This is a genomic window from Luteibacter sp. GL_149, assembly GCF_057834065.1.
In genome coordinates this window covers 144,278-170,000 of record NZ_CM174395.1, presented here as the reverse complement: position 1 = coordinate 170,000, position 25,723 = coordinate 144,278, and the positions used below count along the sequence as shown (strand labels likewise).

General features: G+C 60.6%; 20 protein-coding genes. 10 read left to right on the top strand and 10 right to left on the bottom strand.

Annotated elements, in window-relative coordinates:
* Positions 1-13: 13 nt before the first annotated feature.
* Positions 14-475 carry a GNAT family N-acetyltransferase gene (locus tag AC3IR3_RS00710; RefSeq protein ID WP_489195155.1) on the bottom strand — a complete coding sequence of 154 codons (462 nt, stop codon included), beginning with the start codon at positions 473-475 and terminating at the stop codon, positions 14-16.
* 225 nt (positions 476-700) lie between these two features.
* Here AC3IR3_RS00710 and AC3IR3_RS00705 point away from each other — a divergent pair, with 225 nt between their 5' ends.
* The 3 genes from AC3IR3_RS00705 (at position 701) to AC3IR3_RS00695 (ending at position 5,283) form a co-directional block, all read left to right on the top strand.
* On the top strand, positions 701-3,133 hold the full coding sequence (locus AC3IR3_RS00705) for a TonB-dependent receptor plug domain-containing protein (protein ID WP_489195154.1): 2,433 nt from the start codon (positions 701-703) through the stop codon (positions 3,131-3,133).
* 120 nt (positions 3,134-3,253) lie between these two features.
* Positions 3,254-4,834 (top strand): flavin monoamine oxidase family protein, encoded by a 1,581-nt coding sequence (locus AC3IR3_RS00700; RefSeq protein WP_489195153.1) that lies wholly within the window; start codon positions 3,254-3,256, stop codon positions 4,832-4,834.
* A 5-nt stretch (positions 4,835-4,839) separates the two neighbouring features.
* The gene (locus AC3IR3_RS00695; RefSeq protein WP_489195152.1) at positions 4,840-5,283 is read left to right on the top strand and encodes a c-type cytochrome; all 444 of its coding nucleotides are present in this window, start codon (positions 4,840-4,842) and stop codon (positions 5,281-5,283) included.
* 40 nt (positions 5,284-5,323) lie between these two features.
* Here the strand turns inward: AC3IR3_RS00695 and AC3IR3_RS00690 are convergent, their stop codons facing one another.
* The gene (locus AC3IR3_RS00690) at positions 5,324-6,169 is read right to left on the bottom strand and encodes a MipA/OmpV family protein (RefSeq protein ID WP_489195151.1); all 846 of its coding nucleotides are present in this window, start codon (positions 6,167-6,169) and stop codon (positions 5,324-5,326) included.
* A gap of 36 nt (positions 6,170-6,205) precedes the next feature.
* Positions 6,206-6,862, bottom strand: a complete 657-nt coding sequence (locus AC3IR3_RS00685; RefSeq protein ID WP_489195150.1) for a DUF3313 domain-containing protein — start codon at positions 6,860-6,862, stop codon at positions 6,206-6,208.
* A gap of 145 nt (positions 6,863-7,007) precedes the next feature.
* Here AC3IR3_RS00685 and AC3IR3_RS00680 point away from each other — a divergent pair, with 145 nt between their 5' ends.
* Positions 7,008-7,625, top strand: coding sequence for a TetR/AcrR family transcriptional regulator (locus AC3IR3_RS00680; protein WP_489195149.1), 618 nt, complete (start codon positions 7,008-7,010; stop codon positions 7,623-7,625).
* A gap of 13 nt (positions 7,626-7,638) precedes the next feature.
* Positions 7,639-8,202, top strand: coding sequence for a hypothetical protein (locus AC3IR3_RS00675; protein ID WP_489195148.1), 564 nt, complete (start codon positions 7,639-7,641; stop codon positions 8,200-8,202).
* Positions 8,203-8,289: 87 nt separating this feature from the next.
* Here the strand turns inward: AC3IR3_RS00675 and AC3IR3_RS00670 are convergent, their stop codons facing one another.
* The 3 genes from AC3IR3_RS00670 to AC3IR3_RS00660 form a co-directional block, all read right to left on the bottom strand.
* On the bottom strand, positions 8,290-8,430 hold the full coding sequence (locus tag AC3IR3_RS00670; RefSeq protein WP_489195147.1) for a hypothetical protein: 141 nt from the start codon (positions 8,428-8,430) through the stop codon (positions 8,290-8,292).
* Positions 8,431-8,613: 183 nt separating this feature from the next.
* Entirely contained in the window at positions 8,614-9,915 is a 1,302-nt protein-coding gene (locus AC3IR3_RS00665; RefSeq protein WP_489195146.1) for an MBL fold metallo-hydrolase, read from the bottom strand.
* A 190-nt stretch (positions 9,916-10,105) separates the two neighbouring features.
* Positions 10,106-10,747: a YceI family protein gene (locus AC3IR3_RS00660; RefSeq protein ID WP_489195145.1), complete on the bottom strand. Its 642-nt coding sequence runs from the start codon at positions 10,745-10,747 to the stop codon at positions 10,106-10,108.
* A gap of 259 nt (positions 10,748-11,006) precedes the next feature.
* Here AC3IR3_RS00660 and AC3IR3_RS00655 point away from each other — a divergent pair, with 259 nt between their 5' ends.
* Positions 11,007-11,885 (top strand): winged helix-turn-helix domain-containing protein, encoded by an 879-nt coding sequence (locus AC3IR3_RS00655; RefSeq protein WP_489195144.1) that lies wholly within the window; start codon positions 11,007-11,009, stop codon positions 11,883-11,885.
* Between the two features lie 149 nt (positions 11,886-12,034).
* Here AC3IR3_RS00655 and AC3IR3_RS00650 read toward each other — a convergent pair whose 3' ends face one another.
* A complete protein-coding gene (locus AC3IR3_RS00650; protein WP_489195143.1) occupies positions 12,035-12,916 on the bottom strand; it encodes a LysR family transcriptional regulator in 882 nt (293 codons plus the stop codon).
* Between the two features lie 182 nt (positions 12,917-13,098).
* On the opposite strand from AC3IR3_RS00650, the gene AC3IR3_RS00645 reads away from it, so the two are divergent.
* The 3 genes from AC3IR3_RS00645 to AC3IR3_RS00635 all read left to right on the top strand — a co-directional run bounded on the left by AC3IR3_RS00645 (position 13,099) and on the right by AC3IR3_RS00635 (position 17,745).
* Positions 13,099-15,390 (top strand): S9 family peptidase, encoded by a 2,292-nt coding sequence (locus AC3IR3_RS00645; protein WP_489195142.1) that lies wholly within the window; start codon positions 13,099-13,101, stop codon positions 15,388-15,390.
* Positions 15,391-15,734: 344 nt separating this feature from the next.
* The gene (locus tag AC3IR3_RS00640; RefSeq protein WP_489195141.1) at positions 15,735-16,319 is read left to right on the top strand and encodes a TetR/AcrR family transcriptional regulator; all 585 of its coding nucleotides are present in this window, start codon (positions 15,735-15,737) and stop codon (positions 16,317-16,319) included.
* Entirely contained in the window at positions 16,303-17,745 is a 1,443-nt protein-coding gene (locus AC3IR3_RS00635; protein WP_489195140.1) for a nitrilase-related carbon-nitrogen hydrolase, read from the top strand. Before AC3IR3_RS00640 ends, AC3IR3_RS00635 begins: the two co-directional genes overlap by 17 nt.
* Here AC3IR3_RS00635 and AC3IR3_RS00630 read toward each other — a convergent pair.
* On the bottom strand, positions 17,729-18,706 hold the full coding sequence (locus tag AC3IR3_RS00630; RefSeq protein WP_489195139.1) for an AraC family transcriptional regulator: 978 nt from the start codon (positions 18,704-18,706) through the stop codon (positions 17,729-17,731). The genes AC3IR3_RS00635 and AC3IR3_RS00630 overlap by 17 nt on opposite strands.
* A gap of 111 nt (positions 18,707-18,817) precedes the next feature.
* On the opposite strand from AC3IR3_RS00630, the gene AC3IR3_RS00625 reads away from it, so the two are divergent.
* Positions 18,818-20,017, top strand: coding sequence for an MFS transporter (locus tag AC3IR3_RS00625; protein ID WP_489195138.1), 1,200 nt, complete (start codon positions 18,818-18,820; stop codon positions 20,015-20,017).
* 531 nt (positions 20,018-20,548) lie between these two features.
* Here AC3IR3_RS00625 and AC3IR3_RS00620 read toward each other — a convergent pair.
* Complete coding sequence (locus tag AC3IR3_RS00620) at positions 20,549-20,959, bottom strand: hypothetical protein (protein ID WP_489195137.1); 411 nt, start codon at positions 20,957-20,959, stop codon at positions 20,549-20,551.
* A 10-nt stretch (positions 20,960-20,969) separates the two neighbouring features.
* Positions 20,970-25,703, bottom strand: a complete 4,734-nt coding sequence (locus AC3IR3_RS00615; protein ID WP_489195136.1) for an RHS repeat-associated core domain-containing protein — start codon at positions 25,701-25,703, stop codon at positions 20,970-20,972.
* Positions 25,704-25,723 lie beyond the last annotated feature (20 nt).

Genomic DNA, 25,723 nt, shown 5'->3' with positions numbered 1-25,723 from the left:
ACGGCGAACAGGGTCATCCGTCGTGGCTGTAGACGATGAAACCCAAATGCTTTGCGACCGAATCGTACAGGCGGCGACCGGCCAGGTTCGTCTCGTGCGTCTGCCAGTAGACGCGCGAGATACCCGCTGCTTTCGCTTCGCCGTATACGCCCTCGATCAGCGATCGTCCGATGCCCCGACCGCGTTCCGATTCCACGGTGAAGAGGTCCTGCAGGTAGCACGTCAGTTCCAGCCGCGTGGTGCTGCGGTGGAACAGGTAATGCGTGATGCCCAGCAACTTGCCGTCCGCTTCCGCGACGAGCGCAAAGACCGGTTCGGCCGGATCGAAAAATCTTTGCCACGTGGCCTGCGTGATGTCGGACGGCAACGCGGTTGCGTCGTGCCGGCCATAAAACGCGTTGTAGCCATCCCATAGCGGCTTCCAGGCCGGGTAGTCGTCTTGCTGGATCGCACGTACGAGAACGGCTGGCGGCATGGCGGCGGGGCTCTGGGTTTGGGATGCCGAGTCTAGCTGGCGTCGTCATTTTTACGGTTTGACCACCTTTTTATGACAAGCTGTTGACGCAGTGCAGCATGTGACATAGCCTGAGTTTGTCTCAGACATTTACCGCAAAATGCTGCGACGCAGGATCACAAAGGGGAGGGAGCAACACTCATGAGAGGAATCGACTTGGCGTAACTGTCCGATTGGGGAGACACAATGAAAGACCGACTTTTGCGATGTCCGCTGGCAGCCGCACTACTGCCCTTGCTAGGCACTAGCCTCGCCCTTGCCGCTACCGTGGCCTGGGCCGACGACACCGTCGATCCCGCAACGCCCCAAAATGCCAGACAGCTCCAGCAAGTTGTCGTTACCGGCACCCGGTCCACCAACCGCACCGAAGCCGAATCACTTGCACCCATCGACGTACTGACCCCCGCGGATCTCACCGCCAGCGGCAGCACCGACCTCGCCAGCGCGCTAAGTACCCTGTTGCCCTCGCTGGATTTCCCACGCCCCGCCATCAACGATGGCAATGACGCCATCCGTCCCGCCACGCTGCGCGGCCTGTCGCCCGACCAGGTGCTGGTGCTGGTGGATGGCAAGCGATATCACACCACCAGTCTGGTCAACTACAACTCGTCCGTCGGGCGCGGTTCGGCGCCTGTCGACCTCAACTCCATCCCGATCGCCGCAATCGACCACATCGAAGTACTTCGCGATGGCGCCGCCGCGCAGTACGGTTCCGACGCTATCGCCGGCGTCATCAATGTGGTGCTCAAACACGGTGGCGGCCCCGGAACCAACAGCATCACCGCCACGGGCGGCGTCATGGACAAGGGCGACGGTGCGCAGAACGGCATACAGGGCTCGGTCGGCATTCCGCTGAGCGGTCCCGAGGGCAGCGCACCCGGCTGGGTGCGGCTGGCATGGAACTACCAGAACGCGATGAACACCAATCGCGCCGAAAACAAAGATGTTTCCACCACCATTGCGGGGGCGCCCAATCCCAGCGGCATTCCCTACGAACGCTACGGCGATCCGGCGGTGAAGACATATCAGATGCTGCTTAACTTCGGCTACAACCTGACGCCGAATATCGAGCTGTACGGTTATCTCAACGCAAGCAAACGCGACGTAACGTCCAACGGTTACTACCGCGCTTACAACTCGGCACGCAACGTCCCGCAGATCTATCCCAACGGCTTCCTGCCGCAGATCATCAACCATAGCAACGACATTGCCGCCGTGGTTGGCGTAAAGGGCAAGACCGATGGCGGCTGGCGCTGGGATCTATCGGCCGATTACGGCGAGAACAACCTGGGGTTCGATATCCAGAACAGCGTCAACACCAATCTGTACAACACGCTGGGTTACTCGCCGACGTATTTCAATGCCGGTACGTTCCGTAACAAGCAGGGTGTGGTCAACCTCGACTTGAGCAAGGATTTCAACTGGGGCTTCCTACCCAATCCGGTCACGGTGGCTTTCGGCGGGGAATATCGCAAAGAGAAATACGTGATCGATTCGGGCGATCCGGATTCGTATTTCTTCGATCCCAATACGCTCATCCCAGGGACCACCACACCGTATGCCGGTGGCTCGCAGGTATATCCGGGCCTCACGCCCAGCGTTGCCGGAAATTTCGGCCGGCATAGCGAAGCGGCTTACGTGGATCTGGAAACCGATCTCACCAGCAAGCTTTCCGCCGGTGTGGCCGCCCGTTACGAAAACTACAGCGATGCCGGCTCGACCCGTTCGGGCAAGATCTCCGCGCGCTATCAGTTCACCGATACGTTCGCCTTGCGCGGCACTGTATCCAATGGCTTCCGTGCACCTTCCCTGGCCCAGCAGAACTACGAATCGGTAGTGACCCTGATCCAGAACGGCCAGCTCGCACAGATCGGCACGTTCCGCACGTCCGATCCGGCCGCCATCGCACTGGGCGCGAAACCGCTGAAACCGGAGAAATCGACCAACTACGGTCTGGGCGCGGTGTGGCAGCCGCTCGACAATTTCAGCGCGACGCTGGACCTGTACCAGATTCGTATCTGGAATCAGATCCTCTATTCCGATCAGATTGCCGTCGATCCGACGCCCACCAGTCAGGTCACCGGCGCGCAGTTCTTCGTCAACGGCGCAACTTCGCGTACCCGGGGCGCAGACCTGCTCACCAGCTACCGGCTGGACTTCAATGACTACGGCAAGCTCAATCTGACCTTCGGCGGCAACTACAACAAGACGAAGGTTCTCGCCGTTTCGACGCCTGCATTCGGTCGCGCCAGCCAGGGTCTGCTCACCGACGCGACGCCGCACACGAAGTACGTGTTCGGCGCCGACTGGTTGTTCCACGACGTCAATCTGCACGGCAACCTGACGCGTTACGGCTCGGTCACCCGCCGTGGCGATTTGCAGGACGGCAGTCAGGATCAGACGTTCTCGGCCCGATGGCTGCTGGATCTTGCCGCGAGCTACAACCTCAAGGACTGGACGTTCACCGTGGGTGCCGACAACGTCACCAACCAGTACCCGACCAAGGCTGCGCTCAACAACGTTTACGAAGACCGTGCGGACGGTCTGCAGTATTCCGCGTTGTCGCCGTTCGGTTTCAACGGCCGTTATATGTACGGCAGGGTTACGTTCCGCTTCTGATCGCTTCGCTCGCAGCGTCGCCGTTCCTGCCTGGGCCGGAGCGGTGGCGTTGCCATCGAGAACGGGCGCTCTTCGACTTTCCAGAGGTGATCGATGCAAGACGGTGGTAGCAATTATTCAATGAAGCGCCGTGATCTGCTGCGCATGATCGGCCTCACCGCCGGCAGCGCGGCCATGTATCAGGCGATGAGCAGCCTGGGATTCGCCGCGGAATCCAAATTTAAACACACGCCGGGATTACAGGGCGCACCGAAAGGTGCGTCGGTACTGATTCTTGGGGCGGGGATCGCCGGCATGGTGGCGGCGTACGAATTGCGGCAGGCCGGCTATAAGGTGCAGGTGCTGGAATACAACCATCGGCCGGGCGGCCGTAACTGGTCGCTGCGCGGTGGCGATTCGTTTACCGAGATGGGCGGCCTCACCCAGCATTGCCGTTTCGACGACGGACTTTACGTCAATCCGGGCCCCTGGCGCCTCCCTTATCATCACCATGGCATCCTGAGTTATTGCAAGAAACTCGGCGTGCCACTCGAGTCCTACGTGCAGGTCAACTACAACGCGTATCTGCACAGCGCGAATGCGTTCGGCGGAAAGCCGCAACGCTACCGCACGATCAACGCCGACTATCGCGGACACGTCGCGGAGTTGCTGGCCAAGACCACGCAAGGCGGCAAGCTCGATGCGCCGGTAAGCAAGGAAGACCAGGAACTGTTGCTGGAATCGCTACGCGAATGGGGCGCGCTGGATAAGAACTTCGCCTATGAGCGCGGCACGACCAGCAGCAATCGTCGCGGCTTCGATAAAGACCCTGGCGGCGGCCTGTCCGCACGCCCTGTTCCGTCCACACCGCTAGGTCTGAAGGATGTGCTCGGCTCGCGTCTGTGGTCGAACCTTTCCGCAGGTGAAATCTACGAGTTCCAGACCGCTTTGTTTCAGCCAGTGGGCGGTATGGGTCGTATCGGCGAGGCCTTCGGCCGCGAATTGAAAGAATTGATTCGATACAACGCCAGGGTTACCGCGATCCAGCAGGACGAACACGGTGTCAGCGTCGCTTACGAGGACACGAACTCGCCGGGTCAGACGCTCAACGCGCGGGCCGACTGGTGCCTGTGCACGATCCCGCTTTCCGTTCTGGCCCAGCTTCCGATGAACGTGAGCCAGCCCATGACGGATGCCATCAATGCCGTGCCATACGCGGCATCGGTCAAAGTCGGCCTGCAGTTCAAACGGCGTTTCTGGGAAGAAGACGAGCATATCTTCGGCGGCATCACCTATACCGATCTGCCGATCAGCAATATCAGCTATCCGAGCACGGGCTTTCACAGCAGCGGCAAGGGCGTACTGCTTGGCGCTTATATCTGGGGACTCAATGCGTATGAGTTCACCGCGATGACACCCGAACAGCGCGTGCGCAAGGCAGTGGAATACGGCAGCCAGATCCATCCGCAGTACAAGGAAGAATTCGAACATGGCGTCGCCGTGGGATGGCATCGCTCGCCGTTCACCATGGGCTGCTTCGGCGTGTGGTCGGAAGAAGCCCGTGCCCAGCACTACGACAACCTGTGCAAGGTCGACGGCCGGATCGCTCTGGCCGGCGAGCACGCGTCCTATCTGCCTGCCTGGCAGGAAGGGGCCGTGACCTCCGCACTCGATGCCATCGGCCGCATTCACCAGCGCGCCATGTCGGGAGCCACGGGATGAACAACATGACGACGAAACGCCCGTGGGCACGCATGCTGTGCGGCACGGTCCTGCTGGGTTGCGCGACATCGCTGTATGCGCAGTCATCAGACAATAAGTACTACACGCCCGGAAACCTGGGCTCGGCCAATGGCGAAGCGATCTTCCAAAGTATCTGCCAGGGTTGCCACATGCACGACGCCAAAGGTGCGCAGGGCGCGGGAACCTATCCGGCATTGACCGGAAATCCCCGTCTGATTTCGCCGCAGTACATGGCCGCGGTCATTCTCAACGGACGCCGCGACATGCCGTCGTTCGCGATGGGTGGCGGCGACGGGGATCGCTTCCTCGACGACACCAAACTCACCGATGCGCAGATTGCCGAAGTGATCAATTACGTGCGAACGCATTTCGGCAATCCGTATACCGACCGCATAAGCACGGCCGACGTCGCATCCATGCATCGTTGAGGAACGAGCAGCCCGGAATGTGCGGTTCCGTGCTCTGGCCTCAGAAAATGTGAATGTACCCCAGCACGAGGCGTGACTGGGTCGACGTGTCGACGAGTGGGCTTCGGGTTATCGCGCTGCCGAGACGTTCGGCGGCCGCATCGACGAATACCGAATCGCGCGGCGCAAAATGCCACGCTGCTCGCATGCCGGCTTCGACATTGACGGTCGCGCCGGGACGATAGGCCGGGCGACCCGGACGCGCTTCCTCCGGCCGGACGCCGAAGTAGTAGTTCGTATATTTGCCGTCGAGGCTGATGGCCGCGAGCCTTGGCGTCATCTGGAAGCGGCCGTAGTTGAACGTTCGCTCCATGGTCAGGCTGACCGTCGTTGCCTTGCTATAACCAGACACGTCGCCTGTCCATTCGGCGATGACGTTCACCCATGGCGATCGCCATGTGGCGGACCCACCCATCCAGAGTTTGTCGCGCCGCGGCGCCATGCCGGCGAGAACGGGCGAGTCCGATGCGCGATATCCATCCCGGGACAGCCGCGCCGTGAAGGCAAAAGCGATGGGACCCTTGGGCGGAAGCATGAAACTGGCGGCCGGACCGTACACGCTGACCCATTTGCTGTTGTAGATAAGCAACGGAATAACCCAACGCTGCGGACTGAATTGACGGTACGGCTTCTGGATGGCGATGGCGCTCACGCCCCATCCCCAACGCACGGCTTGCGTCCCGGTGGCATCGTCGGCCCTGGCCACGCGAGCGGGGATCATTGCCAACGCCAGCAACATCGCCAGCGTCGGCAGCGGCTGTTGGATTCTCGTTGTCAGTGGCAGTTCCGACAACGGTGTCCCGTCCCGTTGCATGGCGACGGGTGGCATTCGGGGGGCGATGTCCATGGGACCGGATCGATGCGCGAGCACGGTGTTCACGTATCAGTCGAGCCTTGCCACCAGATCTTCCGCCCCTTTCCGGATGCCGGTTTTCGAAGCGGTCAACGCGCCGATACTGGATTTGACGTTCATGGCATTCGGATACTGCTTCGCGACATAAGCGGCCAGCAGCTGGTTCGTCGTCGAATCGTAGATTTCGACGGCATAGCTGACCGAGCCGCCCATCAAGCCCTCCTTGCCGCGTATGGACTGAACCACGTTGTACGGGCCGCCACCGAGATCGAACTTCGTAAAGGTACCCAGGAACTGCTTGGTCGGCTTTGCGCCGGTGAGCGTGAGCTCGATGCGGAGGCTAGCTGGGCCCGCACGGTGCGTCATGCCGAACCTACCCTGCAATGCCTCGCTGAACTGTGCGCGCATATATTCGGCGAGGACGCGTTTGTCGTCCTCGGACATATTTTCGAACTGGTTGTCCTGGCCGTGGTAGATGGCCACCGGGTCGACGACGGCGCTGCCGTACCTGCTCCAGTCCGTCGTGGAGGTGTATTCGTACGGAATGCGTCCCGACGGGTTACTGCTTGGCTGCAGCCTTGTCGAGGATGCAAGTTCCGAATAAGGGATCGGCCGTGTGGTGGCGCAGCCCCCAAGCCATAGCGACGTGGCGGCCAGCACCACGGTGTACATAATTGAGCGGTTCATTGTGCTGTCCTTGGGACCGGAAACGTTGGGCGGGGCTGGTACAATGACGGCTTAACAAAACCGTACAGTACGGTACATTATTGATATCGCGCTTTTGGCTTGTCAAGCAAAAGCGTACAACCCGGTTCATTTACGAGAGGTAGGGATGAAAGTTCGGACAGACACCAAGCGGGCGTCTATCGTGGAAACGGCCGCGGAACTCTTTCTGGAGCTCGGTTACGAGCGGACATCCATGAACGAACTGGCCAAGCGGCTTGGCGGGTCGAAAACGACTCTGTATGGCTACTTCGAATCCAAGGAGCAGCTTTTCGAGGCCGTCGTCCGGACATTCGCTACCGGTCACCTGGCCGATGCGGCGCACGGCATGCAGGTGAACCATGCCGATGTGACCGAGCTTCAGGCGACGTTGCTTCGTTTTGCCGAACGCATGCTCCGGGTGGTGACCGACGACGCACGCGCCATGGCCTGCTATCGCATGGTGCTTGCGGAGGCGGGTCGTTCCAACGTCGGGCAGATGTTCTACGAAGCCGGTCCGAGCGAGGCGGTGTCGACGGTGGCCGAAGTGTTGGGCGCCGCGATGAAGCAAGGCATCCTTGCCAAGCACGATGCACTCGTCCGCGCGCATCAGTTGCTGGCACTGATTACCGCCGAGGTTCAGCAACGACTTTACGAACGGGAGCCCTCGCCCCTGGAACGTCCGGCTATTCGACGCATGGTCAAACGCGCGATCGATATGTTTCTTGGCGGCGCACTGCCGCGGTAAGGTGCGCCGACTTATGACGGGAAGCAACCAGCATATGATCGTCGACGGACAGCTCGATAGCGTCGAAGGCAATCTCGTCCGCGGACGATTGGGCGAGTCCGCCCGACTGTATCGCTTACGTATCGACGGCCGTTGGTATTTCTGTACGGCCAGCCGTTTCGCCAGCAGCAAAGAGGCCGGGACGGTATTGCGCCATGCCCGGTTGCCGGCGCGAGTAACGGTGGCTACCCATGTCTCGCGCGGTCGCGGCGGCCTGTACTGGCTCTATATCCACGACACGGGCGACGCGCTGGAACCGGCCACGTTCAAGCGCGCGGGGATATCCCTGCTGTTTATTCTGCTTGCAGCGTTGCTGGGGCTTGCATTGTTTTTCGGCTGGCCCTGGATCAACCGGTTGCCAACATTTGTTTTCGCCGTTCTGTTGCCGGTAACGCTCGTGCTGATGATTGCGACACTTGCCAGCATGGTGTTCGCGGCGTTCGGAATGGCGGATATCGTCAGCCTTCTTCGACCGCGTCGTGTGCGCGCCTATCGCGCCTACCTGAATTTGCGGAAGGCGCTAACCCATGCCAATTGAGCCGGTCAGCATCAGCGTAACGATTGCCAGAGTGCGGGATCGCACCGTGGGCGTCGAGGGTGGGACAAGCACGGGAGATGCTCCGTCCTACGTTACCACCCGGTACTTCAACGAAATCGAGATCGACGTAAGCGAGTCCGCGACACCTCTGGCCCGCTGGCCCGCTGGCCCGACCACCTGTTTCTCCAGAACGGCGATCGCATCGTAGCCGCCGGTCACCATGAGCAAGGAAAATTCCAGGTACTGGCCCTGTGCAACTTGACGGACGGCTCGAACTACCTGTTCAGCGGCTCGCTGTCGCGGCGACGAAAACTCAGGCGCATGTTGGCTCCGCTCTTGCGCAACGGCACGGCGGAGCATTGGTTGTCTGCTTGAAAAGAGGTGGCTTCGGAAAACGGACACATAGAGGCCTCACAAGGCGCCGCTTCTCTTGTCCGGGTAGTGCAGCCTGATCGATTCGGACAGGTCGCCGGCATCGCCGCTTCGGCCATGCACGCCGACGATACGATCGACCGCGAGCTTCTGTTGTGCGATCAATCCGGCCAGTTCTTTGCCGCCCTCGAAGGCAGGAGGAATCGGACCCACTTCAGGCAGATAGAAAAGATCGCCCTGAAAAAGAGTTCGCGCCTGCAGTGCATAGCCCACCAGCATGGTGGATGCGTGTGTGCTGGCGAGTGGGTAAACCATGACCTTGACATAACCCAGATCCAGTTCGCGGGCGCGGGTGATTTCCTGTAGATGCAGATCTACCTTGTCGCCGAACTGACGACGGAGCGCCATCCCGGCCCGAGCACCGGCAAGCACCTGCGCGCCGTCACCGGCATAGACCGGCAACCCCGCCACATGATCCCCGTGGACGTGCGACACGACGACATAGGCTATCGGCTTGCCGGGTGCGGTTCGCTGGATCAGCGCCTTGACCTGTCTGGCTTCTTCGATACCGACCGGAGCATCGAACACGGCAATGGATTGCTCGCCCACGACGAAGCCGGTGTGGTATCCCGACGGTGTGCCGTCGACCCGCCAGGCGCCGTGGCCAAGATCGGTGGCACGCAATGCGCCGCGGGACTGCTTTTCCACGTAGCCATCGGGCAACTGAAAAGCAGCGGGCGGGATCGTGGCCAACGGTCGGGCTGAAACGGCCGTCCAGTCCGCAATACGCTGTCCATTACGGAAGCGTTGCACGTGAGACGGCTGGCTCAGCTTCTCTTGAACCCGATAATCGGCATAGGTGTAGCGGTCCTTGTCCACTTCCGCGGCAACGACTTGTGCGTGCAGAAGTTCGATCGTGAGTTTGACGGCGCGTTTGGCATCGTCTTCATATGTCACTGTCACGCCGTCCGCGCCGCTGCTGGCTACCGCTTCGCGAGCTATGGCGTCGTTGAGTAACAGGGCGGGCGACAGGAGCAACAGATCCGCGCCGTCGATCCTGGCCCGATCCGCCGGGTCGCGGAGAATCTCAATGCCTTCGCGCCAGTGCATCGGATCCACGGTGGCTTCGCCATCGCGCGAACCAATGGTGAGAAAACGAAATTCAATGTTGCCGGGGTAGTGCGTGTCGGTCTTTAGCCGGTAGTGCCCGTCGTTGGACCAAAGCACAGATTGCTGCGCACCGATCTGCGCTACCGCCGTGCCGGGATCGCGTGCTTGCTCGGGCGAATAGCGCGTACCGCGCATCTCTAGTTCAACAGCGACCGTGCGGGGTGGAAGCACCAGCTGGTCCGTCGCGCGCTTCAGAATCGATGGCGCGGAGAGAGTCTCCGAAGCAGGGGCCAGTCCCGGCATATACGCGCCGATGAGACAACTCGTTAACACAAACGCCATAACGCGCATAGGTAATTTCTCTATAAGAGGGTGTCACGGATTCCGATCGCTGCACGCGTGGAAACGACAATGGCCGTGGCTATTTCTTTGTCGCCGTCCTGGCGTCCGCAGCCGCTTCCTCGGCTTCTGCTTTCAGATACGCCGCATAACCCTTTGCTTCGTTGGCCTGGCAGGTAATGTGGATCGTGACCTCGTCGCTGACCTGAGGGACGAACTTGCCCAGGCCGAAATCCGAGCGCTTCAGCGTGGTCGTCGCTTCAAAACCGACGGCGGGCAAGTTGAGCCTCGGATTCGTTCCAATCTTGTTGATGGTGACGTCGAGCGTCACTGGCCTGGTTACGCCACGCACGCTGAAGTTGCCCGTGACCTTGAGTCGATCCGGCATCGAGGTTTTCTCTACCCTGGTGCTTTCGAAGGTCGCGGTCGGATACCTCGCCAGATCGAAGAACGCGGCCGAGCGAAGATTCTCGTCCAGATCGGGCACGCCGCTGCTCACGTTGGCCAGCTGGACCGTGGCCTTCACGAACGCCCTGGCCGGATCGGCCGGGTCGAATTCCAGCGTGCCCTCGACCCGGCTGAACTGCGCGGTCGGATACGAGAAGCCCAGATGGCCCCACCGAATGGTCCCCTCCGCATGGTTGGATTCCAACGTGTAGGTCGTGGCGCAGAGCGAGAAGGATGCAAGGGCGAACACGGCGGCGAAAGCAGAGCGGCGGATCATGCGGCGAACTCCGGTGATGGATAAGGACGTCCGGAAGCACTGTGCTCATTTGCCCACGGGAAGTCCTGAAATCGCTCTGAATCGGCCTGAAGACTTCTGAATCGCTCATCGCGGATCGTGGTTGTTGTCGTCCGGGAACGTTGATGCGAAGATCGGCGAGCCATGCGTTTATGGCGATAACTTATTGAGTTATATGCCGTCTGAAAGGGAACGCCCAGCCAGGGCAACGCTACGCATCGGCGATTGGACCGTCCATCCGATGGCCGACAAGATGTCGCGCGGGGAAGAAACCATTCGGCTGGAAACCCGCACCATGCGGCTCCTGCTATGCCTGGCCGACAAGGCCGGCGAAGTGGTCAGCATCGACGACTTGCTGAGCGAGGTCTGGACGGGCGTTATCGTCACACCCGACTCGGTCTATCAGGCGGTGACTTCGCTGCGCCGCCTTCTGGGAGACGATTCCAGGAAACCGACCTATATCGCAACGGTACCGCGACGCGGATATCGCCTGATCGCGCCCGTCGACGCGCAAGCGGATGAATCCGTTACGCACGCCGACGCACCGGCCGTCCTCGTCGGAACATCCATGCCGCCGCGTGATGGCGTATCGGGAATGGGTATGCGCCCTCCGATGCGTATCGCACTGATCGCCGGAGCCGTTCTGCTTCTGGGCGCCCTTGCCACTTCGTATCTGTTCCTCCGCGACCGCTCCTCCGCCCAGGCCGTTGCCTCGACCGAGGTGGCGCGGAGTTCAAAGTCGATTGCCGTACTGCCCTTTCTCGATCTGACCGATGCCATGAACGAAGAGCCCTTTGCCGATGGCATGACGGAGGAGCTGATCGACAAGCTGAGCAAATATCCAGGCCTGCACGTATCGGCGCCGACTTCTTCGTTCTATTACAAGGACAAGCAGGTGCCGGTGGCCGACATCGCCAGATCGCTCGGCGTGATCTATGTGCTCGATGGAAGCGTGCGTAAATCCGGCAGCACCATGCGCGTCTCGGCGCGACTGGTTCGTGCCGGCGACGGTTTCGTGGTTTGGTCTGAAACCTATGATCGCCCCTTGGGCGATAAGCTGAAGGTGCAGGACGAGATTGCCAATGAAGCCGCCAAAGCGCTGAAGCCGTCCATCGAATGACGATCCCCGGCATACGGCAATGTTCCCTACCCTGAAGCAATGACTTTGCCTGCTTGAAAGGCACCGTAGTCATTCGAATCCGCACCCGGCACTCAGGGATCGCGATTGAAAGCACTCCTATAAAAGAATCGTCCGCGTTGTCGACCGTTTTATCGGTTACGCATTCTGGCGGCCGCGCAAAAATGTGCCGCTACGGGTGAAAGGGCTTGTCGTGGGTACGCCAGAAGCAACTCGGCACGCTCCGGGATGTCCGGCAGCGCCTTGAAGACAACGCCGCCCGGCAGCACGGCCCTGGCCGAATCGGGTGCGATCGTAATACCCAGACCCGCTTTGACCAGACTGATGACGGATGGCCAGGAACTCGCCTCATGAACGATATGAGGTGAGAAGCCAGCTTCGATGCACAGGCTCGTGATGGTGTCGTGCAGACTGGGCGCCACGTGCCGCGGAAACAGAATGAAGGGCTCAGCCGCCAGCGAGGTAAGCGTTACGCGCTTTTTCTTCGCTAGTGCATGCCCCGCTGGCACCGCCAGCACAAAGCGCTCCCGCGACAACAATTCGACATCGACACCAACGTGTTGAAACGGCGCGCGAACGATCGCGATGTCCAGGTCGCCATTGACCAGTGCCGCACCGATGTCGAGTGCATCGCGATCATCCAGCCGCAGTACGACATGAGGATGTCTGGCGCGAAAACGTTGGACGATTCCCGGAAGTACGCCGAATGCGGATGACGCACCGAATCCGACGCGCAGCAGACCGGCCTCCCCTTCGGCCACGCGCTGCACGAAGGCTACGACTTCGGCTCGCTTGGCGAGCAACGCCCGTGCCTGTTCCAACAGATGCGTGCCGGCTGGCGTCAGCGTGACGCGACGACTCGAGCGCACCAGCAGCTGGGTTCCCAGCTCCATTTCCAGTTTGCGGATCTGCTGACTGAAAGGCGGCTGAGCCATGCGGACGCGCTCCGCCGCCCGGCTGAAGTGCAGCTCCTCGGCTACCGCAACGAATAACTGCAATTGGCGGAACTCCACGATCCATACTCCCTGAGTATCGATAGATACTCGAGGATATATTGGTACTACATGATGGGTCCACCTAGAATGATTCGCATATCGGACGATATCAGGCTGCGTATCGGTGACGTGTGCGATGCCCACGCCGGTCGACGTGCACCGGTGCGTCGACCGTCACACTTATGCCGTCGGGATTCCTTATGAAGCCTCTACTGTTCGCCAGTTTTTGGATGGCGTTTCTTGGCGCGGTGTCGCCGCCTGCACTCGCCGACACCGGTCCGGTCTCAAGCGCTTCCGCCATCGGCAATAGCGCCGACAAAGACAAAGCACTACAGGCACGCCTCGACTTCGCCGAACAGCACTATCGCTACCCCGAGCGGATCAAGGACACGTTGGTCAGTCCCCAGTGGCTTCGCGACAGCGACCGCTTCGTGTACTGGTCGGCAACAGGGTCGCATCCCGATACCTGGGTGATGGTGGATGCGCGCACTGGTACGGACGAACCGTTGATCGATGGTGCCGATCTGCACGCGCAGTTGAATCGCATCGCCGGAAAGCAGATGGCGGCGCCGAGCAATCCCCCTTATGCAATATCGCCTGACCAGCAACAGATCGTCTTCCGGCATCTGAATCGCGCTTATGCGCTGACTCTCTCCAGCCGACGCGTCACGGCGCTCGCACCGACCGATCCGCTTGCCCTGGCGCTGTCGCCCGATAGCGTCGCTTCCTCTGACCGGAAGGCCTTCGCGATACAACGAGAGACAGGATTCGCTGTAGTGAACGCCGATGGCCATGCGCTTGTCGAGCGCACCGGCCAGGAAAACCATGAATGGCAGATTCCCCCAAAAGCCTGGTCGCCGGATAGCCGAGTGTTGATGGCCTGGCGCAACGACAGTCGCGCCGTGCACAAAATACCGATCGTCGACTACTCCAGCGCCATCGAGAAGGTAGCGATGGTGCCGTACGCCAAATCAGGAACACCTCTTGTTCGTCAGGAGCTCTATGCCGTCGATCCGGCAACCGGGCGAGTCGCACGAATGTCGATGCCCGATGGTGAAACCTACAACTGGTTAGCCGGATGGCGTCCAGACGGCAGCGAAGCCTTGCTGCTCCAACTATCGCGCGACGGCAAACGGCTGGACCTGTCGGCGGTCGATCCTCGTAGTGGCAAGACTCGCCTTGTGTTGCACGAAGAACGGCCGCAAAGTTTTGTGGGCGCGCTCGACTTCGCCACGGAAGGCTGGGCGATGCAGGTGACCCCGCTGGATGACAATCGGCATTTCCTGTGGATATCGGAACGCGACGGCTGGCGCCACGTTTATTTATACGACTACAACGGCAAGCTCATACGTCAGGTCACCCGCGGAAACTTTCCGGTGCATCGGGTGATCGGGCTGACACCGGACAAGCAGGCCGTTCTGGTGGTTGCTTCCGCCGACAAGAGCGCTCCCTATGATCGCCTGCTGTATCGGGCGGCCCTGGATGGAAGCGCCATGGAACGGTTGACGCCAGACCCAGGCATCCATCGCATTATTCCATCGCCATCGATGCGCTATTACATCGATGGCCATGCCACGCGTACGCAGCCGCGGGTATGGGATGTGAACGCCGTCGACGGCAAGATGTCATTTCGCTATGCGAAGGCGGATGCCAGTGCTTTGGCGAAAATCCACTATGCGCCGCCCGAAGGCATCACCGTACTTGCCGCCGACGGCGTGACACCGTTGTATGGCGTGCTGTACAAACCGTGGAACTTCGATCCGCGCAAACGCTATCCGGTCATCGATTGCATCTATGCCGGTCCGTTCATCACGGTAGTGCCCTGGTCTTACGCGGGATCGGGCGAAGCCAGCCCTAATGCCGCCGCCGCACTGGCTCAGCTGGGTTACATCACATTGGTGCTCGATGCGCGCGGCACACCGGGGCGCGGCAAAGCCTTTCAGGACGTGAATTACGGCCGGGTGGGTCAAACGGAAATCCCCGATCACGTCGCAGCATTGCGACAGGCGGCGGCAACCCGGCCTTATATGGATATGGACAAGGTCGGCATCTATGGCTATTCCTGGGGTGGCTATTTCGCGCTGCGCGGCATGCTTACCGCACCGGATTTTTTCAAAGCTGGTTACGCGGGGGCACCCGGCGCGCTGGACGAAGATGCGTTGGTCAACGAACCCAATCTCGGGCTCCCGGGCGTAAATCCGGAAGCTTATAAAGCCGGCTCCAACGAACTGATCGCCCACCGCCTTCATGGCGCGCTTCGCATCATGCACGGCACCAGCGATATCGACGCGTCGCTATCGTCCACGATGCGAATGGCCGATGCCCTTATCCGTGCGGACAAACGATTCGAGTTGTTGATCATGCCAGGCCAACCGCACAACGCTGTCGACCCCGCACGCCGGTATGCCAACGACGACGCGAGGATGTTCTTCCTCAGAACGCTACCGCCGCCCCCTCAAGACGGCCCCGATATACCTTCAGCGAGCGAGTAGAGAAGCTCGCGGTGACAGTTCTTGAATGCGAGAGCGGGGTGCTAACCCGATAGCGATCCCCTTGTAGGAGCGCTCTTTGAGCGCGAAAACCGACGCAGCGTAGAAACGGACGCTCACATTCGCCAGCCCCGATCCATGGGCTAGCGTTGCAACGCGTGGCATCGTCGCTCCGTCGGCTATCGCGCTCAAGAGCGCTCTCACAGGGAATCCGGGACGCCGGGGCGGAGGTGGCAAGCGAATCATTCACCGATGTCCTCACCCGCAAACAACGCGCGCTACTGGCGATTCAGCAATCGAAGCCCGGGGGATTGCATCGCCTCGGCCTTCAAGTATACGCTGTATACATGACTCGTCTGTCCACAGCCGAAAAGATCCTCCGGGTAGCGCACAGGCTATTCGACCGCAAGGGCGCGGAAGCCGTGACCATGCGCCGCGTAGCCGATGCGGTAGGCATTACGCCGATGGCGATCTATCGTCATTTTCCTACCCGCGAAGCGCTACTGAAGAGGCTTTCCGACGATAGCTTCAACGCGGTCGCACACGAGTGGGAAGCGCGCCGCGACCATAGCCCCGATGTGCTTACGCGGCTGACGGCGCTGGTGGAACCGTATCTCGATTACGCGCTGGCGCATCCGCATCTTTTCGACCACGCTTTTTCTGTGCGTCGCGACGATGCGCGGCGCTATCCCGAGGATTTTCGAGCTGGCCTTTCACCCACCTTCAACGTCGCGCTCGACGCGGTCATCGAAGGCATGGCCCAGGGCGTGCTGAAACAAGACGACCCCTACGACGTCACGATGGCTTTATGGGCGCAACAACATGGCCTGATCGCACTCTATCGCGCCGAACGCTTCAGTTTCGACGAAGCGCAGTTTCGCGCCTTCTACGCACAATCGCTGGGGAGGTTGATCGATGGCATCAAAGCATGATGGTTTCGCACGGCCTGCCTGGTGTATAGCGACGGCATTGGCGGCGCTGGGCTGGTGGTTCGGCAGTGGGCTGCAACCGATATGGTGGCTGACCTGGCTCGCGCCGCTACCGGTGTTGTGGCTTGCCCCTCGGGTTCGTGCACCCTGGGCGGCGCTGGCAGCTCTTGTGGCGTTTGCGGTCGGCGGTCTCAATCAGTGGGCTTATCTGCACACGTATATCGGGTTGCCTCTGCCGATCATCGTGTACGCCATCGGCATGCCCAGTCTCGCACTGACGTTATGCGTTCTGCTATTCCGGCGATTGCTGCTGCGTAGCCACATCGTGGCGGCGACACTGGCTATGCCGACGGCATGGGTTGCCGTCGAATACGTCAACAGCCTGCTTTCGCCGCATGGCACGTTCGGCAGCGTCGGCTACACGCAGATGGATGCCCTTCCCATGCTTCAGGTTGCCGCCGTCACGGGCATCTGGGGCATCGGCTTCCTGGTGCTTTTGTTGCCAACCGCCATCGCCGTGCAAGCGGCGCCGCAAGCCACGAAACGCGGCCGCATTGCGGTCGCTGCGATAGCCGTAATGTCGATCGTCGTTACCGTCGCCTGCGGCAGCTGGCGATTGCACACGCCGCCTTTGACGACGCTGCGCATCGGATTGGTATCGCTGGAAAAACCGATCCGACCCTCCTTGAACGATACGGATGGCCAGACGCTGGCGACGCGCTACGTCGACGCCATCGACCGCCTCGCGAACGCGGGTGCCCGGATAGCGGTGATTCCGGAAACATCCTTCGCCACGACCGATGCGACCATCCCGACGTTCGCGGCACTGGCGACGAAGCACGATATGACCGTGGGCGTTGGCATCGATTTCAAGGGCGATCCGCGCGCCGAACGGAACATGCTGACGGTATTCCAGCCCAGCGCCATCTCGCCAGTCACATACGACAAGCATCATCTGATACCCGGGTTCGAACACCAGTACACGCCGGGTGACAGCTATACCTTGCTTGCCGGCACGCCACGCATCGGATTGGCAATTTGCAAGGATATGGATTTCCACGATATCGGCCGCGCCTATGCGTTACGCGATGCGCAATTGCTGCTCGTACCCGCGTGGGATTTCAGCATTGACGGCTGGCTTCATAGCCGTATGGCGATCATGCGTGGCGTGGAAAGCGGTTTCGCCATCGCACGTGTGGCCCGGTCCGGCCGCCTTACGCTGAGCGACGATCGCGGTCGCGTGGTGGCGGAGGCTTCCAGCGAAAAGCACGACGCCTTACTGGTGGGCGATCTGCCCCTGCGCGAAACGCACACGCTGTATGCGCGATGGGGCGACTGGTTCGTCTGGCTCGACCTGATCGCCCTGGTGGCATGGCTGGTACTGGCCTTAAAGCGCCAGAGTCCGCCAAGGACTAGTCCGCCGCGTTAGCCTGAGTACGCAATGCGCCGGGCGGCTGACCCACGATGCGCTTGAAGGCGCGGCTGAAAGCGGCCAGCGAGCCATAGCCCAACCGGAACGCAACGGTTTCGATCGATTGCCGGTCGTGACCGATCCACTGCGTTGCCAGACGCATGCGCAACTCCGTCAGATAGCGAACGGGAGTCATGCCGGTCACGGCAAGGAAGCGCTCCGCGAACACGGAGCGGGAACTATCCATTTCCGCTGCAAGCTCCGCGACGGTCCAGTTTCTCCCCGGATCGCGATGCAACGCGAGGATGACTTTGCCCAGTCGGGGATCGCGCAACGCTTGCACCCAGCCGGTGGCATCGCCGCAGCCGCACTCCACCCATCCGCGCACGATGAAAGCGGACACCACGTCGGCGAGCCGGGCAAGGATGCCGGCGAAGCCCGCGCGCCTGACCTGCGATTCGCGTTCCATCGCATCGAGCATCGCGCGGAGCTCGGGATAGCGATCCAGAAGCGTGCCGACCAGCATCACTTCGGGCATGGAGGCCACGAGCAGTTGCATGCCGCCCAGATCGAATTCCATGCAGCCGCTGAAGATCAGCGCTCCGCTGCTGCATGAGGCCGCGTTGTCCGTGTTTGACCTGACGGCGCGAACGGTGGCGCAGAGATCGGTCGTCTCGAACACCGCGATGTCCTGGCAGGAAACCTCCGGGGACGAGAGAAGCGCGTGCGCTCCGCTATGCGGCAACAACGCGGCGTCGCCCGTTTCCAGGCGATGAAGCGCACCGCTGGCACTCCGCAGAAACACCGGGCCGCGGCCGATGAAGTGAAATTGCGCGCGCCCCGGCACGGTGCCGAAACCAAGGCCGAACGGTGGCGCCATCTCGATCCGCTTGTACTGCACGCCAACCAGTCGCATCCCCAGGAGCAGCTCGCTGGCCAGGTCGTAGGTGTCGGAAGGCTGGGACAGGGGCGTGGCCATGGGCTCGGACGAATAATCAATTATTGCGGAGTCCACATCATAGACCGTCCGGCAGCCGCCTTCTACTCTGCCGTTCCCCGACGCAAACGCTTTAGATATGGAAGCCCACAAATGAATGCATGTGTGCAAGACGCCGTGAATCCAGCAGAGGAAAAGCCCGCCTGGGGCGCCGTTTTCTCCTTGTCGCTTGGCGTCTTCGGGCTGGTTACGGCGGAGTTCTTGCCGGCCAGCCTGCTGACGCCGATGGCGTCGAGCCTGGGCGTCACCGAAGGTATGGCGGGCCAGACGGTAACCGCGACGGCCGTCGTCGCCATGGTGACCAGTCTGTTGATCGCCACGGCGACGCGAAAGATCGACCGGCGATGGGTGTTGCTGGCTTTCTCCGTGCTGCTGATCGCCTCGAATCTGCTGGTCGCTTTCGCCCCGAACCTGTGGGCCATTCTGGCTGGCCGCGTGCTGCTTGGCGTTGCGATCGGCGGGTTCTGGACGATGTCCGCGGCAACGGCCATGCGTCTCGTGCCGGAGGCATTGGTGCCCCGGGCGCTGTCGATCATGTTCAGCGGCGTGTCGCTAGCCACCATTGCCGCCGCGCCGCTTGGCAGCTACCTCGACGGCATCGTCGGCTGGCGCAACGTCTTCCTGCTGGCGGTCATTCTTGGTGTGCTGGCCCTGGTGTTGCAGCTTCTGACTCTTCCCAGGATGGCGCCCAATGGCGCGACACGCCTGGGCACGTTGATCGAAGTGCTGCGGCGTCCCGGCATGGGCCGGGGCATGATCGCCTGCACCCTGGTGTTCACGGGTCACTTTGCCTTCTTCACCTATCTGCGTCCCTTTCTCGAAGGCGTGACGGGTGTCGGCGTGACCGGTGTTTCGGCCATCCTGCTCGGGTTCGGCGTGGCGAACTTCCTCGGCACCTCGCTAGCCGGTCTGCTGCTGGAACGAAGCTTGCGCCTGACATTGATGGTCATGCCGTTGGCGATGGCCCTCATCGGGTTCTGCCTGGTCGCGATGGGGCGGATTCCCGTTGCGCACGCGGTGCTGGTGTCGCTGTGGGGCATGGCGTTCGGCGCGGTGCCCGTGGCCTGGTCCACCTGGATTACACGGACTATTCCCGATGAGGCGGAAAGCGGTGGCGGCTTGTTTGTCGCAGCGGTGCAATTCGCCATCTCCATGGGTGCGGCTGCCGGTGGCGTCCTGTTCGACATGAGTGGCGCGAAGGGCGTATTCGGAGGCAGCGCGCTGGTTCTTTTCGCCGCGGCCCTGATCATCTCGCTGAAATTCAGCACCCGGCCGGCGCTTGCTACGTCATGAATGAGGCAAACGCGATCTATTGGGTCAAGGACTTCGCTATCGGCGCGTACTTTAGCGATCCCGTGGGTGAAGGGTAATATAGTAACGCTTGCCAACTTTACTGCTTGAAAATCCACCTCGCTGTCCGGCCGATAGGCGATATCGAGGTGTTGCGGATTGATCCAGGTCATTGCCACGGCTTCAAGCACAGGAAACGCAGCCTTTGTATGGGAAAAACTGGCGATCAGCTGATAATCGTCGCGTCCCTTCTGCACGGGCGTAACTTGGGTGGAGACCCAAGCGTTACCCGGGCCGCCTTGCTGGATGGTTTCGGCGTGCGACGTCCATCCTGCGATGTCGAATCCGCTTTCCAGATAACTGCCTGATCGGAGTAGCACCCCGTTAAAAGGGACAACAGCATGATCGCTGCCGCTGCGCAGAGAATTAGGCGGCCAACTGTCGCGCAACCCTTATTCGTACGATTCGCATTACCGCCCTGAGTCGCGACAGAGTACCCATTCCGTTGGAATCGTAGCCATGGGTGATATCTCTCTATTTGTCCCGTGGGTGAACGGTAATGGTGACGCCTGTCGATTTGACCGCCTGAAAATTCACCTCGCTATCCGGCCGATAGGCGATATCGATGTGTTCCGAGTTGATCCAAATCATCGTCACAGGGTCAGGCGTGACTTCCGGGTACGTTTTAGGGGTAAAAGCAGCGATAAGTTGCTGGTGATCGTTTCCGTTCTGCGCGAGCGTAACGCGGATAAAGACCGCCGCATTACCCGGTCCGCCTTGCTGAATGGTTTCGGCGTGCGCCGTCCATGTTCCATCCTGTGACTTCGCGTCCGCTTTCCAGACAACCGCCTGATCGGGGCCGCAACCCGTTAATAGGGACGACAGCGTGATCGCTGCCGCTGCACAGAGAAGTAGCCGGCCAACTGTCGCGCAACCCTTCTTCATACGATTTACATTACCGCCCTGGGACGCGACAGAGCGTCCCGTTCTGTTGGTCATTGTAGCCATGGGTGATGTTCCTGACATTGACTGCTGGAATGTTCGAATACTTAAGGTCCATCTTGTAGCGACCGTCATAGCTCGACCTGTGCTTACCGTAGTCATCTGCACCTTCGAGCGCTTGCTTGAGCGTCCACCCGGCAGCACTCAAGTACACCCCGAATACGTAGTTGGCGTATTCGGTGGAGCCGTTGTAGAGAACCTGAGCGTCCAACCGTGCGCCACGTCGGAAGTCAATTAGGATGCTGGCATTCAAAACCGCACCACCAGCGTTCCCGTATCCATACGGATTGTGTGCCTCGCTGACACTAGAAACCAGCTTACCTTTCCGTTCGTATTCCTGTGGAGTCGGGGCCGTGCCAGCGGGGTCACAATCCCTGCAAAGGCCGAACGGATCGGTGTAGCCCATCGGATTGCCATTCACGTAGGCATACGTGGACGGCCCTGCCGTCGGGCCAAGGGGATCGCTCTGTTGGTAGCGTCCGGTCGCCGCGTCGTAGTACCGATGCAGGTTGTAGCTCTGTCCCGTCTCCACGTCGTAGTACTGCCCAGGGAAACGCAGATTCATGGTCAACCCCGTCGGTGAACTCGGTAAAACCTCACCGAACGGATTTCCCGAGAAGGCCCAGGCCCATTCCGGCGAACCCGAAGCGTTGGTAACCGCGCGCGGCGTACCCAGGTGATCCGCCCCGATGTAATGGATGGCAGCCGATGTACCGCTGCCATCGACTATCGCAAGCGGCACATCGTCCATCCACACGTAGGTTCGGTTTGATGTGCCGTACTCGCCAAGCAGATCGCGCGCCTCGTTGTACACAAAACGCTGGGTACCCATCGCTTCTTTGGCTACGCGCTCGCCATTGGCGTTGTAGGTATAACGTCCGACCGTATCGCTATTGCGCTGGGCGACCGTGAGATCGGCGCGACCGCTGTATCCAAAACCGAAGGTTTCGCCCGCCTGAGCAATGCCAGATACACCGCCTTCCGCGTCATACGTGCGAGAAGCGCTACCGATGCTCGTCAGGCGATGGGATCCAGCCTCATAACCATAAGCGCCAACAGCTTGGCCTGTACCTGTTTTGCTCAGTCGGTCGCCAGTCCTGTTGTACGAATAGGCTTCGATCGAGGCGCCAGCCGGATCAGTGACCGAAACGAGCCTGTCGAGGGAATCATAGACGTAGCGTTCCAAGTCGCTTCCATTGGCCGCATCCTTCATGCTGACGATGTTACCCATCGCATCGCGCGAAAAGTGCAGGTTGATGGAGGCGCCCTGAACGTCGTTGGGGCGGTAGTTGAGGTCGTAGGTCCGTGTCACGGTCTGACCGTTTCCAAGACGATAGCTCGTGACTGGCCCCATCGGCAGGTACGTAACGCTATCCACGATAGTCGTGGTCCGTCCGCCGACGCTGACGACAACGGAGTTAACACGCCCCTGAGCGTTCCTCGAATAGGTCAGTATCGAACCGTCGGGCGTAGTGATTGAGGCGACCCGGTCGCCCTTCGTATAGCCGTACGCAACCGTGTCCGTCGACGTTCCCTGTACCTGCGTCTTCCGGGTGATGTTGCCGTGCGCGTCGTAGCAGTAGGTCGTGGTGACTGCTGCTTCAACCCGTCGGGTCAGGCGGCCGACTGGGAACGAGCCGACGCATCCGGTGGTGGCACCTGCCTCATCGTAGTGCCACGCGATGTTGTCGCTCGCATTCGGAAAAGTGGCCGCTATCGGCCTACCCAGGGCGTCATACGCATAGGATGCCTGGATGCCTCGAGCATCCGTACGTAGTATGGTCTGTCCGTTTTCATCCACTGTCATCGTGGATGTGCCGGCATCGGGCGTGCTGACCGCGGTGGGATCGCCGAAACCGTTGCGTTCGTAGTTGGTGACGAGCCCCTCCGGATCGCTGCTGGCAACGATCACATCGGCAACGTCGTATTGCGTCACCGTCTGAGCATCCTTCGTACCGGCAGCGGTGCCGCCGGCGTCGTCGACCGTACTAATTAGCCTGCTCAACGCATCGTAACCGAACCTCCGTTCGACGGATCGACCGTTGCTGCTGTGGAACAGCTGCCCCATGGGGTCGTAGCTGTCCGCGAACGTGGCGTTGAACACCGTGTGGTTGAGACCATCCACGACCGAGGTCAATTGACCGCGTGCATCGAACGTTCGCCCAAGGCTGCGCTTCAAGATCAAACTTCCGTCGGAAGTATCTTCCTTGAGACGGTTGCCTGCGACATCGAGGGTGTAGTGCACGGCTGTCACGGCGTCACCAGCGTCGGTCATGCGATGCGCCGCGTCATAGGCGAATGCCACATAGACCTGATCGGCATCCTGTACTGCTGTCGGCATGCCGGTACCGTCTTTGTAAAAATTCGTAGTTGCATCCGCTGACGAATTGCTCCCGTCCGCGTTCGCGCGAATCGTGCGCGTCAGCAACCATCCACGCGAGTAATACGTGAAGTCGGTGACCACACCATTCGGGTCGATACTACGCAACAACCAACCGTTCTTGTCGTAAGAAGCAAAGAGGGTTGTCTGGGCCGCCGCATTAGTTACCGATTTCAGGTCGCCACGGGACCAGGATGCCCCGTCCGCCATGTAATAAGCGTAGGTTGTGGTCTGCGCGATGTCCTTTCGCGGTCCGGTTTCTGTAAGCAGCAGGCCAATCAGAGGGCATGCCGTCGTGTCCACAATGTCGCAATAGGTGTAGGACCAACGGCGAACGCCCGTCGGGACGGTGCCCTGAGGCTGGCAAATATAGCCCGCAGCGGCTTGCGCCTGCGGGTCGATCTCACAACGAGCAAGCATTTGCCCCCGCGAGTTATATGCCCAGCCTGTAGACCGAGCCAGCGCGCCATTCTTGTCCTGAACTTTGCTCGTCAGGGGTTGGCGCAAAGCCGAATCCCAGGTCACGACGGTGCGACGCTCGTCGGAAGTACCAACGGCTTCGACCCACTGATGGATCAAGCCGTAGGCATCGTAGGACGTCTGCGATTGCACGCCGTTGAAGTCGGTCATGGTGCCCGGAAAGCCATTAGCGTCGTAGGTGCGCGCTTTCCATGGCTGCCCACAGTCCGAACCACAGGGTTTATCGAGGGAGGCGACGCGCTTCACACCGCCTTGCTCGCTGAACCCGATCGTCACCGTGGTCCCTAGCGGATAGGTAACGGATGAGGTGCCGTCTGTGTTGTAGGCCACGCGCGTGGTACCCACGTTACCGGCGAACGTGGAGGCTATGGCTCGCCCAAGGTTATCGTAGGAGATGCTTTCGTAGCGGTTGCCACGCTCGTCGAGAATGCCGGTGATCGACTGTTGCATGCTCGAGTCCGCATACGGGGGCTCACCCGTGCCATAGGCTCTGATCCGTGAGCCATCGTATCGGACCGACGACAGAACGTTGTGCTTCGTGTCCCAGACGTAGGACAGGAATTTCCCGTCTGGCAACCGAATCTGGTCGACATTCCCGTAGCGATCATAAGTGAACTTCAGCTGCCGCCCATGCAGGTCCGTCACCGTGTAGACCAGGCCGGTGAAGCTCGACGTGGCGGCATCGGTATAAGTCAGGTCGATGCCTTGCCCATCTTGACCCCGTACGGAGAGAAGCTTTCCTTGCTTGTTGTAGGTCTCCGTCTGACGTGTGCCGCCAATGAAGACCGAATAACCGGTCAGCGCGCCTTGTGCATCTCGCGTCTCAGTGAGCACGTCGACAGGCAGCGCCGCAACCCACGTACCGTTGGCCGCAGTGAACGGCTCCTGTTTCCCATCAGGGCGCAGCAGGACAATGCTGGTGACTGGATTGCCAACGAACTGAAGCGACCGGTCGAACGAATGCCGCCAGCGGAAGCCCATGTTCGCGGGTGCCACGGCACCGCTGCTATTGTAGAAACGCCGGAAGGTCAGATACGGACCGGCGGAATAGTCTTCTTCCTGCAGGAAGTAATTGCCCGTCGATACATCGATCGGCTCACCGACAATGCCCGTGCCGAACTGTTCGGCACACGAGCTGCCATCGGCATTGCCCTTGGCGCCGCCTCCGCTGCCGTTGCCGCTCTTGGAAGTACCCAGACCACCGTCGCAGATAAGTCCACTTCCGAGGTTCTTGGTCGCCGGACCGCCATACCGGTCGGCGTGGATCGTACCGCCCGAACAACCGGATGCCGGCGCGGTCCACGGTCCGTCGAAGCTGGCGGCATCGGCGGAAACGTTGAGGGTCGCAGTGATCTGGCAAGGTGAACCACCAGCGCTACTACCTTTTCCCTGGAGTGTGCCGTCGACCAAGGTGAGCGTGTTTCCGGAAAGCGTGCCCGTGACGCTCCATAGATACCACGCGTTCTCATCGGTTTGCGGAATGGTCTTGCGTGTTCCGCTCACGTTACCGCTCGCATCCTGCTGGAGCTCGAAAACCTCCGCCCATGCGCCTGCTGTCGAATCGCTGGGCGCGGTCAGGTTTCCGCGCCACGTTCCGGAAACGACGACAGTAACGTCGTTTATCGTCGTCGTAGACTGGTGTTGAGGCGTGTTAATCAACTTATGTGTCGTCGCGGCACCGAGAGGTATGACCTGCGCCGCTGCAAGTGGGATCATCGACCAATATAAAAAGAACGCCAGCACCGTCGAGATGATCGCGCGTCGGGTATGAGTGAAATAGCGCCGAACCGCGCGGCTGTCCGGACGAAACACCCGAAGACTATCCATCGTCTATCCCCTAAGATCAT